The organism is Campylobacter sp. RM19073 (assembly GCF_024723495.1).
Classification (GTDB): Bacteria; Campylobacterota; Campylobacteria; order Campylobacterales; family Campylobacteraceae; genus Campylobacter; species Campylobacter porcelli.
In genome coordinates this window covers 1-14,283 of sequence record NZ_JANQCT010000024.1, presented here as the reverse complement: position 1 = coordinate 14,283, position 14,283 = coordinate 1, and the positions used below count along the sequence as shown (strand labels likewise).

The 14,283-nt window shown below is 32.0% G+C and carries 23 protein-coding genes; 5 read left to right on the top strand and 18 right to left on the bottom strand.

The genetic code is table 11. The features are described 5' to 3' along the window. Positions 1-50 precede the first annotated feature (50 nt). The 16 genes from CSUIS19073_RS07195 to CSUIS19073_RS07120 form a co-directional block, all read right to left on the bottom strand. Complete coding sequence (locus CSUIS19073_RS07195) at positions 51-581, bottom strand: hypothetical protein (RefSeq protein WP_086242151.1); 531 nt, start codon at positions 579-581, stop codon at positions 51-53. Between the two features lie 10 nt (positions 582-591). After that, complete coding sequence (locus CSUIS19073_RS07190; RefSeq protein ID WP_086242152.1) at positions 592-1,890, bottom strand: hypothetical protein; 1,299 nt, start codon at positions 1,888-1,890, stop codon at positions 592-594. Further along, entirely contained in the window at positions 1,890-2,144 is a 255-nt protein-coding gene (locus tag CSUIS19073_RS07185; protein ID WP_086242153.1) for a hypothetical protein, read from the bottom strand. The genes CSUIS19073_RS07190 and CSUIS19073_RS07185 overlap by 1 nt, the downstream gene beginning before the upstream one ends. Positions 2,145-2,147: 3 nt before the next feature. Beyond that, the gene (locus CSUIS19073_RS07180) at positions 2,148-2,669 is read right to left on the bottom strand and encodes a hypothetical protein (protein WP_086242154.1); all 522 of its coding nucleotides are present in this window, start codon (positions 2,667-2,669) and stop codon (positions 2,148-2,150) included. Next, entirely contained in the window at positions 2,666-3,664 is a 999-nt protein-coding gene (locus tag CSUIS19073_RS07175) for a hypothetical protein (protein ID WP_086242155.1), read from the bottom strand. The genes CSUIS19073_RS07180 and CSUIS19073_RS07175 overlap by 4 nt, the downstream gene beginning before the upstream one ends. After that, a complete protein-coding gene (locus CSUIS19073_RS07170; protein WP_086242156.1) occupies positions 3,661-4,311 on the bottom strand; it encodes a hypothetical protein in 651 nt (216 codons plus the stop codon). The genes CSUIS19073_RS07175 and CSUIS19073_RS07170 overlap by 4 nt, the downstream gene beginning before the upstream one ends. Continuing rightward, complete coding sequence (locus CSUIS19073_RS07165) at positions 4,308-4,532, bottom strand: hypothetical protein (RefSeq protein WP_086242157.1); 225 nt, start codon at positions 4,530-4,532, stop codon at positions 4,308-4,310. The genes CSUIS19073_RS07170 and CSUIS19073_RS07165 overlap by 4 nt, the downstream gene beginning before the upstream one ends. Then, positions 4,504-6,000 carry a portal protein gene (locus tag CSUIS19073_RS07160; RefSeq protein WP_086242158.1) on the bottom strand — a complete coding sequence of 499 codons (1,497 nt, stop codon included), beginning with the start codon at positions 5,998-6,000 and terminating at the stop codon, positions 4,504-4,506. The genes CSUIS19073_RS07165 and CSUIS19073_RS07160 overlap by 29 nt, the downstream gene beginning before the upstream one ends. Next, entirely contained in the window at positions 5,990-6,262 is a 273-nt protein-coding gene (locus CSUIS19073_RS07155; protein WP_086242159.1) for a hypothetical protein, read from the bottom strand. The genes CSUIS19073_RS07160 and CSUIS19073_RS07155 overlap by 11 nt, the downstream gene beginning before the upstream one ends. Beyond that, positions 6,252-7,553 (bottom strand): hypothetical protein, encoded by a 1,302-nt coding sequence (locus CSUIS19073_RS07150; protein WP_086242160.1) that lies wholly within the window; start codon positions 7,551-7,553, stop codon positions 6,252-6,254. The genes CSUIS19073_RS07155 and CSUIS19073_RS07150 overlap by 11 nt, the downstream gene beginning before the upstream one ends. Continuing rightward, positions 7,550-8,059 carry a hypothetical protein gene (locus tag CSUIS19073_RS07145; RefSeq protein ID WP_086242161.1) on the bottom strand — a complete coding sequence of 170 codons (510 nt, stop codon included), beginning with the start codon at positions 8,057-8,059 and terminating at the stop codon, positions 7,550-7,552. Before CSUIS19073_RS07145 ends, CSUIS19073_RS07150 begins: the two co-directional genes overlap by 4 nt. Before the next feature lie 75 nt (positions 8,060-8,134). Next, positions 8,135-8,530, bottom strand: a complete 396-nt coding sequence (locus CSUIS19073_RS07140) for a VRR-NUC domain-containing protein (protein ID WP_180379363.1) — start codon at positions 8,528-8,530, stop codon at positions 8,135-8,137. Then, positions 8,527-9,150 carry a hypothetical protein gene (locus CSUIS19073_RS07135; RefSeq protein WP_086242162.1) on the bottom strand — a complete coding sequence of 208 codons (624 nt, stop codon included), beginning with the start codon at positions 9,148-9,150 and terminating at the stop codon, positions 8,527-8,529. Before CSUIS19073_RS07135 ends, CSUIS19073_RS07140 begins: the two co-directional genes overlap by 4 nt. 1 nt (position 9,151) lies before the next feature. After that, positions 9,152-9,391, bottom strand: a complete 240-nt coding sequence (locus CSUIS19073_RS07130; protein ID WP_337214399.1) for a hypothetical protein — start codon at positions 9,389-9,391, stop codon at positions 9,152-9,154. A gap of 97 nt (positions 9,392-9,488) precedes the next feature. Further along, positions 9,489-9,896: a hypothetical protein gene (locus tag CSUIS19073_RS07125; protein ID WP_337214398.1), complete on the bottom strand. Its 408-nt coding sequence runs from the start codon at positions 9,894-9,896 to the stop codon at positions 9,489-9,491. Between the two features lie 390 nt (positions 9,897-10,286). Further along, entirely contained in the window at positions 10,287-10,532 is a 246-nt protein-coding gene (locus CSUIS19073_RS07120) for a hypothetical protein (protein WP_086242164.1), read from the bottom strand. A 105-nt stretch (positions 10,533-10,637) separates the two neighbouring features. Between CSUIS19073_RS07120 and CSUIS19073_RS07115 the strand changes: the two genes are divergently transcribed. Further along, positions 10,638-11,306 carry an XRE family transcriptional regulator gene (locus tag CSUIS19073_RS07115; protein ID WP_086242165.1) on the top strand — a complete coding sequence of 223 codons (669 nt, stop codon included), beginning with the start codon at positions 10,638-10,640 and terminating at the stop codon, positions 11,304-11,306. Between the two features lie 75 nt (positions 11,307-11,381). Here the strand turns inward: CSUIS19073_RS07115 and CSUIS19073_RS07110 are convergent, their stop codons facing one another. After that, positions 11,382-11,738: a type II toxin-antitoxin system HicB family antitoxin gene (locus tag CSUIS19073_RS07110; protein ID WP_086240349.1), complete on the bottom strand. Its 357-nt coding sequence runs from the start codon at positions 11,736-11,738 to the stop codon at positions 11,382-11,384. Continuing rightward, positions 11,735-11,962 (bottom strand): type II toxin-antitoxin system HicA family toxin, encoded by a 228-nt coding sequence (locus tag CSUIS19073_RS07105; protein ID WP_086242166.1) that lies wholly within the window; start codon positions 11,960-11,962, stop codon positions 11,735-11,737. The genes CSUIS19073_RS07110 and CSUIS19073_RS07105 overlap by 4 nt, the downstream gene beginning before the upstream one ends. Positions 11,963-12,523: 561 nt before the next feature. On the opposite strand from CSUIS19073_RS07105, the gene CSUIS19073_RS07100 reads away from it, so the two are divergent. The 4 genes from CSUIS19073_RS07100 (at position 12,524) to CSUIS19073_RS07085 (ending at position 14,023) form a co-directional block, all read left to right on the top strand. After that, positions 12,524-12,802 carry a hypothetical protein gene (locus tag CSUIS19073_RS07100; protein ID WP_086242167.1) on the top strand — a complete coding sequence of 93 codons (279 nt, stop codon included), beginning with the start codon at positions 12,524-12,526 and terminating at the stop codon, positions 12,800-12,802. 71 nt (positions 12,803-12,873) lie between these two features. Continuing rightward, positions 12,874-13,005, top strand: a complete 132-nt coding sequence (locus tag CSUIS19073_RS07095) for a hypothetical protein (protein ID WP_272893425.1) — start codon at positions 12,874-12,876, stop codon at positions 13,003-13,005. Between the two features lie 33 nt (positions 13,006-13,038). Next, positions 13,039-13,557 (top strand): hypothetical protein, encoded by a 519-nt coding sequence (locus CSUIS19073_RS07090; protein WP_086242169.1) that lies wholly within the window; start codon positions 13,039-13,041, stop codon positions 13,555-13,557. Between the two features lie 205 nt (positions 13,558-13,762). Further along, positions 13,763-14,023: a hypothetical protein gene (locus CSUIS19073_RS07085; protein ID WP_086242170.1), complete on the top strand. Its 261-nt coding sequence runs from the start codon at positions 13,763-13,765 to the stop codon at positions 14,021-14,023. The last annotated feature ends 260 nt before the right edge of the window (positions 14,024-14,283 follow it).

Sequence of the window (14,283 nt, the reverse complement as noted above, 5' to 3'; positions counted from 1 at the left end):
AGGGCCCCTTCCCAGTTTGGCTTTTTTATTTTATGAAAGCCTACGGCTTATCACAACCTACTAGCTTCTTTAAACATATCTTTTACATTCTCATCACTTAGGCTTAACCCTTGTTTTAATACACTAATTAGTGGATTATTGATATCCACTTCATTAGCATACTCCCACTCTATCTTAGCACTAGCTTTGAGAGTTTCATCAGGGATACTATCTATAAATTCACTTACTCTATTTAGCAGTCCCTTTTTATTTAGTATTAGTTTAGTCTGTCTTAGAGTTATCTTAGTTACTTCTATCCCTTTAGGAGTAAATCCAATAGAAGTTAGAAACTCATTATATCTATCTATTAGCTCATACTCCCCTATGCTATTTAAATACTCTACTACCTTTATACTTCCCTTATCTACTTCATCAATAGAGATATCATCTACATACTCACTTATCTCATCATCACTCCCTGGATTTGTATAGGTTAGCTCCCTACTAACTACACAAAAAGGGGATTTAACACTACTTATAATGCTCTCTATAATGCTCTTATTTAGCTCATTATATATAGCTCCATTTTTAGTCATTATCATTTATTGCTCCTTAATTTTTAAAGATTATTCCGTGATTAGTTACAGCACTGTAAGCCACATTTGCATCACTTGTATTTTTATTAGTTGCATCAGTTTGTAGTGCTAAGGTAGTGCCATTAGTAGCTATATTTCCACCATGCCTTACTTCTAACCCTAATGAGCATTTACTTATACTCCCTTTATATAAAAGCACTCTAGCTAGAGTATGAGATTTCACTGCTATATTGGTGTTTAATATAGCATTATTATGGGCTATTACATTAGTATTATCGTGTATAAATACTCCTACATTAGAGTTTTCAATTGAGCATATACTTCCATACAAACAAGCTTTAGAGTTATAATTTATCAAGGTAGCATTATTCAAATTCTCAAATCTACATTCACTTGTTTGTAAGTATGAGCCATTACTTACTCTAAGACCATTATCAGCTTTAGCTCCAGCTTTCATACCAGTTGGTCTTGGGGTAGTATTTGGCACCCAGTTACCTTTAAATGTTACACCAACAAATATTGGAGTATGGCTTCTATCAAAATAGAATATATATCTATCACTTCTATTAGCATTTAGATTAGCTCCAGCTATTATCTTAAATCCAGCATTACTAGCACTTCTACCGCCTTGAATTCTCAAATGTTTTAAATCCACTCCATAGTAGTATAACTGACTTGGAACTGTGATATCGCTAGTTAAATATAAATCTATATATTTACTAGGAGTTTGTCTATATTTCAATGCTTCATTTATAGCTAAGTCTATGCTATTAAAGTGCTTACTAGCTCCACTTTTCCCAGTTGTCCCCACACTCCATACAAGGTTAGCTGTAAGTGGTATTAACACTTCAGAGTTATACTTAGTTAAAGCTACCTTAGCATTACCCACACTATCTACATACGCCTTATTAGCCACTTGATTACCTTGCGTTGGATTAGTAGCACTAACTGGTGGAGAGCTAAAGGTCTTAACCCCACCCACAGCTTGGTCGCTACTTACATTAACCACGCTATCTATCTTAGCATCCAGTATATCAGATACTTGGCTTACCTTCTCATCAAGCTTTTCGTGAAGGGCTTTGAAGTTATCATACTCTATCCCATTTATCACTACCTTGCCACTTTGTGGCTTAATGGAGTTTAGCAACTGAGCTTGGACTTCCTTGCCTGTTATAGTGGCTTCTTTCCAGTATGAGCTAATGCTATCAATCTTAGAGTTTAGCTCATTTAGCTTACTAGGCACCGCACTACCCATATACTCTATTAACTCATTTAATTTCTCATCTTGTGTATTAGTGGTTACTACTTCACTCATTATTCACCCTTTCCTATAAATGTGCTTAGATACATTATCTTATTGCTATTTTTTAGGTTTTCTATGCTATCAGCGTTATTCTTATCGATATTTTCAAGCACTATGCCTATAATACCGCTATTTTTTAGCACGAATATCTCCCCCTTATAACCCCAAAAAACGCTATTTTTATCTTCCAGTATTGGTGGTAACTCCGCACACCCACGACCTATCTTAATCCCATCTAGCTTTCCAGTAGATATATCATAGCTCATCTTTTACTCCTGTTTAGTTATATAGATTATAAACTCTAGCTTATCAGCTGGAACTTTAGTGAATATCACGCCACTTTTGTCATCATTTAATCTAAAATCTTTCCCAAAAATAGCGTCATAAAGCCCATCAAAGTTAATTCTAACTTCCTTAAAGCTATTAACCCTTAAGCCATTAAAGCTAAACTCACTTTTAACCCCATCGCCTACGCAAGGTATATACTCAGTGTTTAAAATCCCCTTAGCGATATAATTCTCATTTAACACTCCTATATTTACGCCTACGCCTTCATCAGCTTCTACGCTTATACTCTCGCCGTTATTAGCAAAGAGTTTAAGAGAATGTCCCTGATTTGCGGATAGCTCATCTTTATATATCACGCACTTTTCAGCCCCTAGCTCATCAAGCACCTTTATAACCGCTTGGCTTGGTGTATCGCTTGAATTAAATAGGCTTATATTTACTACTGCTTGGCTATTTAATTTCACACTCCCACTACCCATAAAATTATTACTTTGTAATTTCATACCATCACTCCTAAAACACTATAAAACTCGCTATTTCTTACCATTCTATCCGCTTCATTTAGCAGTAAATCTAGCTTACCCAGCCTATATTCGGCTAACTCATTGCTTCGTTGATACTGCGACTGTAGTTCTCTTAGTTTTGGCACCTGTTTTTCATACTTAAATCGATATAGCATACTAACCCCAGTTGCTAAAGTTAGAGCTAGGCTCTGACTTGCTAATTTAGCATTGCTATGGACTATATCCCCTTTAAAAATATATATCTCATCAGCTGGGTTTTTACTATTTATCCTACCTAGCACTTCATTAGCTCTATTTGCTTCATAGGTTAGGGCATCACGCAGTGTATTAGCTTGGATTAAGGTGATATCTAGCTCATTTTTAGAGCTTAATGTTTGCTCTTTTAGTGTGGTTACTTCACGCTTTAAGCTATCTAGCTTGATATTTTCTAAAGCCGCTTTAGAGCTAAACTCATCTTTACTAGCATTTACTTCATCTTTTATAGCTTCTAAAGAAGCATTAACACTCCTAGCAAACGCATTGAAGCTCTCTATGTCAGAACTCACTTTATTAGCTTTAGAGTTGAATACAGCGTTTTTACCATTAAATTCAGTAAGCGAATTATCAACACTAGATTTAATCAAATCTATCCCAGATTTTATATCAGCAACCCAGTTTTTAGCTGAATTTACGCTACTATTAATATCATTTGCTCTATCTAAATCCACCGCAAAGGTGCTTATTTTACTATCAAAATCCCTTTTAATCTCATCTATTGAGTGCTTAGTTTGACTAATTGCTTCTTTCATAGAAGTTACATTTACTCCTAAGCTTTGTATATTCTGATAAGATTTATCTATATCCCCAGCTATTTTGGTAAATTTGCTTAAATCTAGTTTAGCTATCTCATCTGGAAATGCTTCAAGTGAGCCTAGTATTGCTTCTAGCACTTCTAAAGTATTGCTACCAAGCTTTAAGTCGTGGATAGTTGTCATCTTATACCTTTGCTAATATTTAAAATTTCAGCCCCAATCTCTATATCGCTAGCACCTTCTCTAATCCCTTTTGGAGTAAATACTCCGCTATTTGAGCTTGTTGTTATAGGGTCTGGAGTTTGTTTTGGTTTAGCTTCATTTATCATAAGCTTAGCTAAAATATCCCAACCTTTAAAATCACCCAAAAACTGCTCATATCCATTCTCCTTAGCAAATGCTAAAAGCATATCGCCTTTAATCGTAGGGTATTTTTGAGTAAAATTTTGATAGCCTATATTAAAGTCAGCTCTAGCTCTTAGCTCGTTTTGCTCTGCTCTCATAGCATTTAATTGCTCTTGAATTTGGCTTATGTTCTCATTAGAGTTTAGCTCATCATAGTTATCAAAGCTCATATTTTGCGGTGCGTTAGTTATATTTTGTAATGCTTGGCTTAGCTCATCAATTTGGCTTTGTAATGCGTTTATCTGCTCTTTTTGAGCGTTTATAATCTCGTTTTGCTCTTGCGTAATAGCCGCAGCTTGGTCTAACTGCTCTTTTTGCTCGTTTTGCAACTCTTGATTAGCTACTTCCCCATTAGCTTCATCATTTGGTATTACTGGCTCGTTTATCTGCTCTAAAATAGCGTCTAATGCTTCGTTTTCGCTCATCTATTCTCCTTTAAAAAATTGATTAACTCATTTTGAAAATCTCTTATAACTCTTAATTTTTCTATACTGCTAAGTCTTGAATTATCACTCTCATACTGATTTAAAGCCTTGAAAAAACAAGCCCCAGCTTCATTTAAGAAAAATTGGTGTATTTTCTCAAACTCTTTATAAGAATTTGTTAGCTCTTTTAGTTCATTGTTGGACTTGATAAAGTCTATCACCCTCTTGCTCCTTTCTATATTTATCAAAATCTTTCACGCCAAAAAGAGGCATTATCTTAGCTATTAACTCTTCGTGAGCGTTTTTTATAAGCTCTGCTCCTTGAAAATCTTTAATAGCTAAGCACATTTGAAAGTGGTTGCCTAAGAGACTACTGCTCTCAATCAGATTTCTTTTTTGAACTTCTTTATTTAAAGCTCCTATGCCGCACTCTAAATTTAGTTTAAAACTCATAACTTCGCTTCTATCAACGCCTACAAAAAACATAGGGTCGCCATACTTATAAATAAGCTGAGCGAATTTATAAAATAGTGGCTCGATAAATGTTTCATTATAAGTTCTAATATAACCATTTAACCTTATGCTTCCTTCATTGGCCATAATTGAACTCATAGTAGCGGTTTCAGCTCGGACGCTAGTAGCTCCATTTTGCTGTGGGCTTATGCCACTTGTTTCGCTCATATCGTTATCAATTGCTTGAATATTTGCTATGGCTGTTTGTATGCTAGGTTGTGGCAATACGCTTACTGCTCCTAAATCTTTAACATAAATAGGGCTAGTTGGATTTATAAGCTCATCTCTATCTATTTGAGCGTTTTTATTGATTAGCATTTTTGGATATAAATGCTGTTTAGTTGCTTCTATACTAGCATTTCTTAGATTATTAAACTCATCTTGAAGTGGTAAAATACTAGCTAGTGGTGGCTCACCATATACGCCGATGAAACCGCTCTCGCCTAATTTTTTCACTTGAGCTAGTGTGTAACCACACACTATAGGCAAACCATCTTTTAGCTCTACTTCTTGCCTTAAAATAGCTTTATCATCAAAAATTGTGCTAAGTATCCACTTGCCATTTTTAAACTCATAGATATCATAGAGTTTATATCTTTTATACTCATCGCTATCATCAAACTCTAAATCAGCGTTTTTATAAATCTTATCTTTGATATATCTTTTTATATCATCTTTAGTTAGGCTAAACTCGTGAATAATATACCTTAAATCATCGTAATTTTTAGCATTTGGGTCAAAAAATACCTTATCGATATCTAACATTTCTATTGCTGGTTTATCACTATCCCAGTAGATTTTAGCTATAGAAGTGCCTAAAAATGATACTTTTAAAAACTCAGGCTGTAAAATCGCATATAGATTAATAACTTTACAATAGTAATCAAACGCATATTGCCACATCTCTAAAATCGTGCTATCAGAATTAATATTATTTTCTAATAACGCCATTTTATCACTCTCAAAATAGGTCTGAGATAATGCGTCCATAATTCTTTTGGCTTTTGCGTTTAATTTTGGATAATACAAAGCACTCTTATCGTGCTTAAATAAGAATTCTCTCTTTTCATCGCTATAATTTAGCAAATATGCGTTATTTAATGCTTTAAAGCTACTACTATATTTGCTATATCCATCTTTGGCTTTAGAAATGAGTTTATTAAATCTATCTAGCATTTTTTAGCCTTTTAAAAGTTGAGTTTGAAATCTTAGTAAGCTCTAGAATTCTTTTTTTATCTAAGCCATTTTTTAATAACTCTTTAGCTAAGATTATTTTGTGAGATTTGGTTGGTAGTGGTGCTAAGCCACCTATCAGTTCGCACAAATAACAAGCTAAATTTAGTCTAAAAGCTTCATCATTTAATTTTGCTAACTCTCTTATTAGCTCTAAATCCAAGCAATCTTTTAAAATATCAAAGTTGTTAATGTTACCAGCCATAGCCACTCCAGCTTTGCTTCTTAGGCAAAAAATCTACTTCATCATAAAATAGCATTGCTAAAGCATCAAGCTCATCTGGACTTGAGCTATATAGCTTTTTAATATTATCTTTTGATATGATTTGAAATTTATCTTTATCGTTATAAAAATACTCTATCATATTAACTTGTCTTTTTAATGCTTCTTTAAACTCATCAGCTACGCTTATATTTAAATGCTTAAGGACTTTAGCAAACCTAAAATACATTTCAGCTCTTTTATTTTTATACTCATCGCTTAAAGGCTTAGCACTCATAATAGCTTCACTTACCGGCAAATTAGCACTACTTAAAAAGTCATAAACTCCAGCCCCAACTCCAGTCGTATCAACAAAAATTACGCTAGGCTTAACTTGAGCGTTATAGTAAGCTATCTTAATCTCATTAGCTAGTTCAAGCGTATTTAATTTAATAAAGCTTTTCATTTTATAGATATTATTAGCGTTTTTCATAGCTAAAACACTCTTATCATCGCCAAATCTAGCCACATCCAAAGCCCAAATTTCAGCATTAACTCTCTCAAACTCATTATTCTTTTCAAACGCTTTTATAAGCTCATCATAGCTAATTAATAGATTACTTGAGCCATCCACAAATTCGCCAAAAATCTCTTGTCTAACAACTTCACTATTTTCGCCACCAAGCTCAGTTATAAGGCGTTTTATCTCATCTTTATCTAATAAAGAATTATCAAAACTAGAGAATTGAAAATGCTCCCAACCGCTAACGCTTTTAATAGAATTATTTACTAAATCAAAGAATTTATTTTTACCTTTTGGAACTCCGCCGATAATAGCTCTAGAATGCGGATTATCAATTAGCATTGGGCTTATGGAGTTATCCCATAATTTTGGATTTTTCAGGATAATACCAGCTTCATTTAAAATGATTAAGTCATAGCCTAAGCCTTCAATGTTTTCAGGTCTATCAGCCCCAACCATATGTAGGAGATTACCATTTGAAAAGCTTAGCTTCTTATCTTGCTTACTCCATTTATAAAAATCACTATTAATCTGCTTTAAAACTGGCATAAAGTAAATTTCAAAATAGTTTTGGATATTTCTAGTTATAGTATCCACCCAAAGGGCTTTTTTCACATTAAAATCATCATCAAGCAAACACTCTATAACATAGTTCGCACAACCCCTAGTAAAGCCTAGTCGTCTGCCTTTAGCAATTGTCTTAAATCTTGCTTTACTTTCAAAGAATACTTTTTCTTGAGCTTTTGTATAAGCGATATTTAGCGTATTCAAATGCTACTCCTATTTATCTGAATGGCATTAGTAGCATTAGCATTTATCTCAGTTTTTGCGTGTCGTTGATTTATGCCTAGAGTTAAACTTGCTTTATCTATAGCTTCTTGAGCGATTTTATAATCTATCATCTCAAGCTCGGTTGGCTCAAGGTTTTGAATACCATCACCACAATTAACTTTAGTCATCTTTGTATTTTTTTCTAAGGTCTCATTAATTCTTTGTAGATTTAAATGCGTAGCTTTATTGATTAGATTTTTAGAATACACTTCATCATATGCTACTTCTATTATAGCGTTCATTTGTTCGCTTGGTAGTTCATTTTTAGCTATAATCAAACTAGCTTGAGCGTCGACAAGTTCAGCATTTGAAGTGTTCAATTCTTTTGTTAAATTATTAACTAGTCCTAAAGAGACTTTATACTTCTTAGCTAACTCTCTTTGTGAAAATCTACCAGTTAGGTAGTCAGCTACAAGCTCTTTTTTTATTCTCTCATCTACTGCCATTTTTAATCAAAATCCTTAAAATCTGCTAATTTTATTTTATTTTGGTGGTTCAAATCTAGGTAAATTTGAGCCACTTTATAAATTTTCTTTAACAAACTCTATTGCTTCACTTGCTCCATAGCACACTTTGGCTGTGCTTACGCCATAGAGATTTTCACTCCAAATATCTAAAAAATCTATCCAATCTTTTTGCTCTTTGCTAACTCTGCTTAATCTCTTATCACTTCGTTTCATCTCAATAAAGAGTATTTTATTTGGCAAAAATATCATCAAATCAGGAAATCCAGCATATGTGCCAAGTGCTTTTAATTTTTTCTTATAGACTACGCTACACATTCTCTCATTGGCTATATGAATATGCTTAATCTTTTGAACTCTTAGCCAACAGATGAAATTCATCTGCTCTTGCTCTTCTAGCGGTATTAACTTCTTAGCTTTTAGACAAGACAAAGTTTGATTATAATTTATCACTTATTAACTCCTTTAAGCTCATCTTTAAGGCTAAAAAGCTTAGCCCACGCTAGTTCTAGAGTTTTTTTGTCAATAACATAAACTCCACTATCGATTTTTTCTAGCTCACTTAGTTGCTCTATTTTTGGTGTGCTATCTCTTTGTTTTATTCTAAAAGCTATTAAATCAGCTCTATAGATGCCTATTTGCTCTTGCTCTTTTAGCAAATTTTCTAAAAACTCGCTCTCATCAGTAGCATTTAGCACTCTTTGAGTATTCTCATTGACTAGCTGTAACTCATCGTTTAATCTTATGTGAGTGTAAAAAAACGGCATTATTCCACTACCTACGATTTTACCTTTGAAGTAGGTGTTGATAAAATTTCTAAGTGTTTGAATATTTTTAAAAGGCTTTGTAGCTCTAACGACATTAAGATAATTTTGTTTTTGATACTCATTTACTGCGTTTATAAGCATTTGAATGCTGTTGTCGTATTTTGTTTTCATCGATAACGCAAACAGAGCAAACTCGTTTAATTGCTCGTCACTTATATCTTTTAAGACACTTTCACTAGCAAATTTCACTTGTGTTTTATCTGCTTTGTTGTTAAATAAAACGCTTCGAATAAACTCTTCTCTCATCTTACTCTCCTAAAAATCTATCTTTAAAATCTTGCGGTATATCATCGCTTTGCTTATTTTCTAATGCTTGATTTTTTGATTTTACAACACCAGGCACTCCACGACTAAGCCAATTATTGCTTAAAACTGGGTCGCTTTTTTGACTAGCGAAAAACTCATCTAGCTTTTTGTCATCTATGTTGCTTTTATTCTCACTACTTCTATGCTTCCACATTCGCATAGTAGCTTGCCAGTTTTTCATAGGGTTTTTGCCGACTTTCCAGCCATTAGCTTCGTAATAATCAAAAAATTGATTTATGCTAAAATTAGCTTCAATCTCTTTAGCATAACTTTCTAGTTCATCTAAGCTTGGTTTTTGAAAGTTGCTCGGGCTTTCTTTTTTTAAATTTTTTTCTTCTAGCACTATTATTTTTGATAGAGCTAGGATTGTCAAAAAGCTCAGATATTTTGATTTCGTTTATCATAAAAAAGCGTTTAGCAGGTACGCCTATCATACCTTTATCAATAATCAAATCATCATCAATCAAACTTTTTATAGTAGCTCTTATCTCACGCTCACTTAAGCCCCCACCAAGAGCGTCGATGATATCATTTATCGTATAAAAAAACATTTCATTATCATAATAATCCGCTTTATCGATAAACATACTTAAAATAACCGCTTTATTCAAGCCTAAAATTTTCATTAAATGCTTATTTATTACAAAATATCCATTTGATTTTAGAGTTTTTGTGATGATATTCATTTTTTATCCTTTATTTGATATAATCTCGCTATGGAAGCGATTTTATTGTTCTTAGAGCCATACATACACCCTAAGCTATTTTTTTTTCTTATTAGGCATTTTTGTTGGCAGCGGTGTTACATTTGGTTTGTGTCTTAAGTTTATGCACCCACCTAAAATAGAGCATTTTAAAAAAGCTTGTGTTTTAAAGGGTGGCACAGAGATACCAGTTAATATTGTCCTTAAAAACGCAAAACTTAAACGCATAGAATGCCCTTTTGTAAATAAAGGCAGATGCTCCTTAAATAACAAAAAGTGCATAATGTTTAAATACTCTCTTTAGATTTTGGCCAAAATAGCATTGCCAAACTCATTATAAACGCACCTATACAAAAGCCCATTATAAAGCACTCAACGAAGCTCATTTTTAGCCTTTTTGTTCGCTTTTTGCTCTTGAGCGTTTAAATACTCTTTCATATTCAAACCCCACGCATTAAATGGGTGTTTGATGCCTTTCATTTGACTTAAAGCATATCTTATCTCTCCATTTGGCTTTTTATCTTGCGACCCAGCCAAATAAACAATAATAGAGCTTTCAGCTAAGCCAAATGACCTCAATGCCTCTTTTAATTTTTCTTTATATTTATTACTTTCCATATCGTTATATTACGCTAAGTAAGATTAAATATAACTTAAAGTAATTTGATTTTTCTGAAATAAGATAATATAATATTACAAATAGTAATTTTATAAGGAATAATAATGAAAAGTTTCGCAGACAAATTAAGAGAGTGTATATCATCTACAAAAGGCGTAGATACGGTTATACTAGCTAAAGCCCTAGATGTATCACAATCATCAGTAAGTCAATGGCAACTAGGTCAAAAAACACCTTCAAAAAACAATATAATAAAATTAGCAAATTTCTTTCGTGTGCCTATTGAGTATTTTTTAAATGATGATTTAGAAATAATGCCAAAACAAAATAATATGCTAAAAAAAGATAATGATGATACGATATATGTCCCATTTTTCAAAGACGGTTCTGTTTCAGCAGGAAAAGGAAATGAGATAGCAGAACTAGGGGATTGCGATTTTTTGCCATTTAAACCGCAAGATTTGCGTTTAATGTTTGGCGTTTCACCAAATGCTAAATTAGGAATTATCCCTTGTTTTGGCAACTCTATGGAGCCAACGATAGCTGAAAGCTCTCTAGTAGTTTTTCAATTTGTCTCTGATATTATCGAAGGCTCTGTGTATGTTTGTAGATATGATAATGAGTTATTTGTAAAACGAATAAAAAAACGCCCAAAATTATCTCTAATAAGCGATAATAAAGAGTATGAGCCTATAGAGATATCTGAAGAAAATGAAATTCAAATTCTAGGTCGTGTGGTTGGCTGTTATAGTATAATTTCTAAAAAGATATAATCACAAGAAGCAAATCCCCTTATAATAGGGAGAATACTATATATTTTTATTTTTATTTAAAGGTTTTTCTAAATATTAATAATTTAAATTTAGCGTCCTTTTGGCCATATCGCTAATCCATTTTGAGCGATTAGGACTAACGGCATCTATAGCATTTATAATAGATTTTGGCAAGGTTATATTTATCCTTACTTTTTTATCTTCTCTTAATGGTTCAGGTATGAAATCTCCATCTTTTAAAGCACCTTCAACATAACAAGCAAAAGCCTCTTTTAAATCATTTATAGCCTCTAACTCATCTTTGCCCCATCCGGCTATTAAGTTATTTTTGGTTAGGTTTATATCTAAATACTCTGCGAAGTACTCACCATCATCAAGCTTTTTAACGCTTATAGTATATGGCAAATTTAAGTAGTAGTTTAAATCTTTCATTTTTTATCCTTTATCTTTTCTAAAACTTGTAAAACATAAATCTCTTTTATAGGCTTATTATAAGGTATAACTATGCTATCACTACCCTTTTTAAACTTATGATGTGAGCCTTTTGTATGGTTTAGCTCCCAGCCATTATTTATAAGTAGCTTTTTTATATCGTCAAAACTTACATTTTTAGGGTTATTTTCAAGTTTTTTTATAAGTTTATCTAAGCTACTCATCTACCTACCTTTTTTATTTATACTTATTATTATACACACTTTTTACAAATTTATATCTTAATTCTAATTTTTAGTTCTATCAACATAATTAGAAAAATAATTTAAAAAAATATTACTTTTTTTATTACTTTTGAATTACTTTAAGTAATATTTAAACTAACTAATGGTAATATTTCACCATCAAAAGCAAAAACGCTTTGATAGGCTGGATTGATGAGATTGTATCAAATCATTGACCGACAGAGCCTTTAATCTGGTTTTAATCGGATGAGCTGATGAACCGAAGCTATTTTAACTTCGCAGACTAGCAAAGCTAGTCTTTACGACCAAAGTTTAGCACTTTGGAAACGCACTCTTGTGCTTTGCACTCTCTTTGAGAAAGTCCCTACTGCGTAGGGTTACCCTTATCGCTAGAGCTAAACTTTTATATAAAAGCTTATCTACGATTAGCGAAGTTAAAATAACAACAGCTTTATCAAACTTCGGACTTTACCAATGTTTTTTTATAAATTTAGATACTAAATCTATCTAAATCTATAAAAAAATTTTAAGGAAGTAAAAATGGAGCAATACGATTATTTAGCTCAAACATACGATGAGCATATACAAAAGCTTAATTTAGATAATAAGCTAAACTATCTAATATCTCAATACCAAAGATATTTTTCTAAAGATGATATAGTTGTGCTTATTGATTATATATCTAGACGAGATAGACAAAATAAAGATAGTAGCGATATATGCAATTTATTATTTGATATTGTATCTTTAAGCATAGAGTATAGCGAATATACAAATGAGCCATTAGAGTATATGCTAGAGATTATAAAGGAGCGATAAATGCTTTATATCTTACTTTTTTTGTGGATATTGTGCTTTGTGGGGCTTTTTTATCAATTAAAGAGCAAAAAATGAATATAAAAACATTAAATCGATACCGCTTTTTACTCATAAAACAACCTAAAATGAGTGTAGCAAGATTTGCCAAAATCGTTAAAAGACTTGAATACTTAGAAAAAAGCAATTTTAAATTTAGCTTTTGATAAAATAATGAAATTTTAAATTAGGAGAATAAAATGACACTAGATGAAGCTTACGATAAAGCTTATTATTATATAAATAATTATATAGACAAAGAATACGCTAATAAATTTGGCGATAAAGCTCTAGATTTATATACAAATCTATTCTTTGAGCCGCATTTATCAAATAGAGCAAGAGACCTATATAGTTTAGATAACTTTGATAATTACTGTGGATTAAGAGAGAAGTTTGGTTTTGAAACTTCTTTATATGAGTTATTAAAAGAGATAGAGAAAAAAGAGCCTAATTGTATTAATCAATATATCGAAATTTTAGATGATATAGCTAAAGAAAATAGTATTTATCAGTTTAAAACTCTAAAAGATATAAAAAATCTTTTAGATGACTACTCAAAAGATGATGATGAGATTGGCTCAGATAAATATGATGAAAACAAAATGCTAGTTGAACTGCTTTGTAATCATTTACAAGATTTTCATTATAGCTTCTTTTCTGACCCAGAAAAGTTGCTAGATGAAGTTTTAGAATACAAAAAAAGCTTAGGAGAATAAGCTTTTTTAGGAGCAAGAAATGGATTGGCAAACAATAATTTTATCAGTTTCTACTGCTACACTAATATACGCTTTGCGGCATCTAAAGAAAATCATCAAAGATAAACTACATAGCACAAGATTTGAAAAGCCCTAAAATTGGGCTTTTGATAGGATATGTGAAAAATTAAAGCTGATGATGAAATGCCATTTTAAAGGAATAATGATGATGCTTATTGTATTTATAGCAATGTTTATCTTGGTTAGTCTCATAGGTGTTGTTGTTGCTTGTGTAGTTTTAGCTATCAAAGAGGGAGCATATAATGAAATGTTTGATGTAGTTCATAAACGCTATCCTACAATTCATTTTGATGATTTTAATAATTTATCTTTTATAGAAGCTAGAACCCTTTACAAAAGAACTAAAAAAGAGCTTAAGGAAGAAGCTATAAAGAGAATTATTAAAGAATTAAATACAAGGAGATAATAAAGAATGATAAAGATAATAAAAGGCGATGATTTTGATATTGTAGAGTATTTTGATAATTAGCACACAATGAAAATTTGGCTAAGATAGAAGCCGATTTTAGAAGGGATAAAAGATATGAGCGACACAGCAAAAGTTATAACAATAGCATTGATGATATTGAGCGGTTATTCTTATAGTCTTTATCTTACACACAATGAAAATTTGGCTAAGATAGAAGCCCAAAGTGAAAATAGGCGTATCATAGCAAATTTAAAAGC

Coding starts and splice junctions, on each gene's coding strand:
- CSUIS19073_RS07160 (WP_086242158.1), bottom strand. CDS start 6,000: ATGCTAGATAGATTTAATAAACTCATTTCTAAAGCCAAAGATGGATAT.
- CSUIS19073_RS07085 (WP_086242170.1), top strand. CDS start 13,763: ATGATGCTTATTGTATTTATAGCAATGTTTATCTTGGTTAGTCTCATA.
- CSUIS19073_RS07115 (WP_086242165.1), top strand. CDS start 10,638: ATGAAAAGTTTCGCAGACAAATTAAGAGAGTGTATATCATCTACAAAA.
- CSUIS19073_RS07110 (WP_086240349.1), bottom strand. CDS start 11,738: ATGAAAGATTTAAACTACTACTTAAATTTGCCATATACTATAAGCGTT.
- CSUIS19073_RS07130 (WP_337214399.1), bottom strand. CDS start 9,391: ATGAAAAACTGGCAAGCTACTATGCGAATGTGGAAGCATAGAAGTAGT.
- CSUIS19073_RS07175 (WP_086242155.1), bottom strand. CDS start 3,664: ATGACAACTATCCACGACTTAAAGCTTGGTAGCAATACTTTAGAAGTG.
- CSUIS19073_RS07125 (WP_337214398.1), bottom strand. CDS start 9,896: ATGAATATCATCACAAAAACTCTAAAATCAAATGGATATTTTGTAATA.
- CSUIS19073_RS07195 (WP_086242151.1), bottom strand. CDS start 581: ATGATAATGACTAAAAATGGAGCTATATATAATGAGCTAAATAAGAGC.
- CSUIS19073_RS07105 (WP_086242166.1), bottom strand. CDS start 11,962: ATGAGTAGCTTAGATAAACTTATAAAAAAACTTGAAAATAACCCTAAA.
- CSUIS19073_RS07090 (WP_086242169.1), top strand. CDS start 13,039: ATGACACTAGATGAAGCTTACGATAAAGCTTATTATTATATAAATAAT.
- CSUIS19073_RS07095 (WP_272893425.1), top strand. CDS start 12,874: ATGAATATAAAAACATTAAATCGATACCGCTTTTTACTCATAAAACAA.
- CSUIS19073_RS07170 (WP_086242156.1), bottom strand. CDS start 4,311: ATGAGCGAAAACGAAGCATTAGACGCTATTTTAGAGCAGATAAACGAG.
- CSUIS19073_RS07185 (WP_086242153.1), bottom strand. CDS start 2,144: ATGAGCTATGATATATCTACTGGAAAGCTAGATGGGATTAAGATAGGT.
- CSUIS19073_RS07135 (WP_086242162.1), bottom strand. CDS start 9,150: ATGAGAGAAGAGTTTATTCGAAGCGTTTTATTTAACAACAAAGCAGAT.
- CSUIS19073_RS07120 (WP_086242164.1), bottom strand. CDS start 10,532: ATGGAAAGTAATAAATATAAAGAAAAATTAAAAGAGGCATTGAGGTCA.
- CSUIS19073_RS07145 (WP_086242161.1), bottom strand. CDS start 8,059: ATGGCAGTAGATGAGAGAATAAAAAAAGAGCTTGTAGCTGACTACCTA.
- CSUIS19073_RS07100 (WP_086242167.1), top strand. CDS start 12,524: ATGGAGCAATACGATTATTTAGCTCAAACATACGATGAGCATATACAA.
- CSUIS19073_RS07180 (WP_086242154.1), bottom strand. CDS start 2,669: ATGAAATTACAAAGTAATAATTTTATGGGTAGTGGGAGTGTGAAATTA.
- CSUIS19073_RS07190 (WP_086242152.1), bottom strand. CDS start 1,890: ATGAGTGAAGTAGTAACCACTAATACACAAGATGAGAAATTAAATGAG.
- CSUIS19073_RS07155 (WP_086242159.1), bottom strand. CDS start 6,262: ATGGCTGGTAACATTAACAACTTTGATATTTTAAAAGATTGCTTGGAT.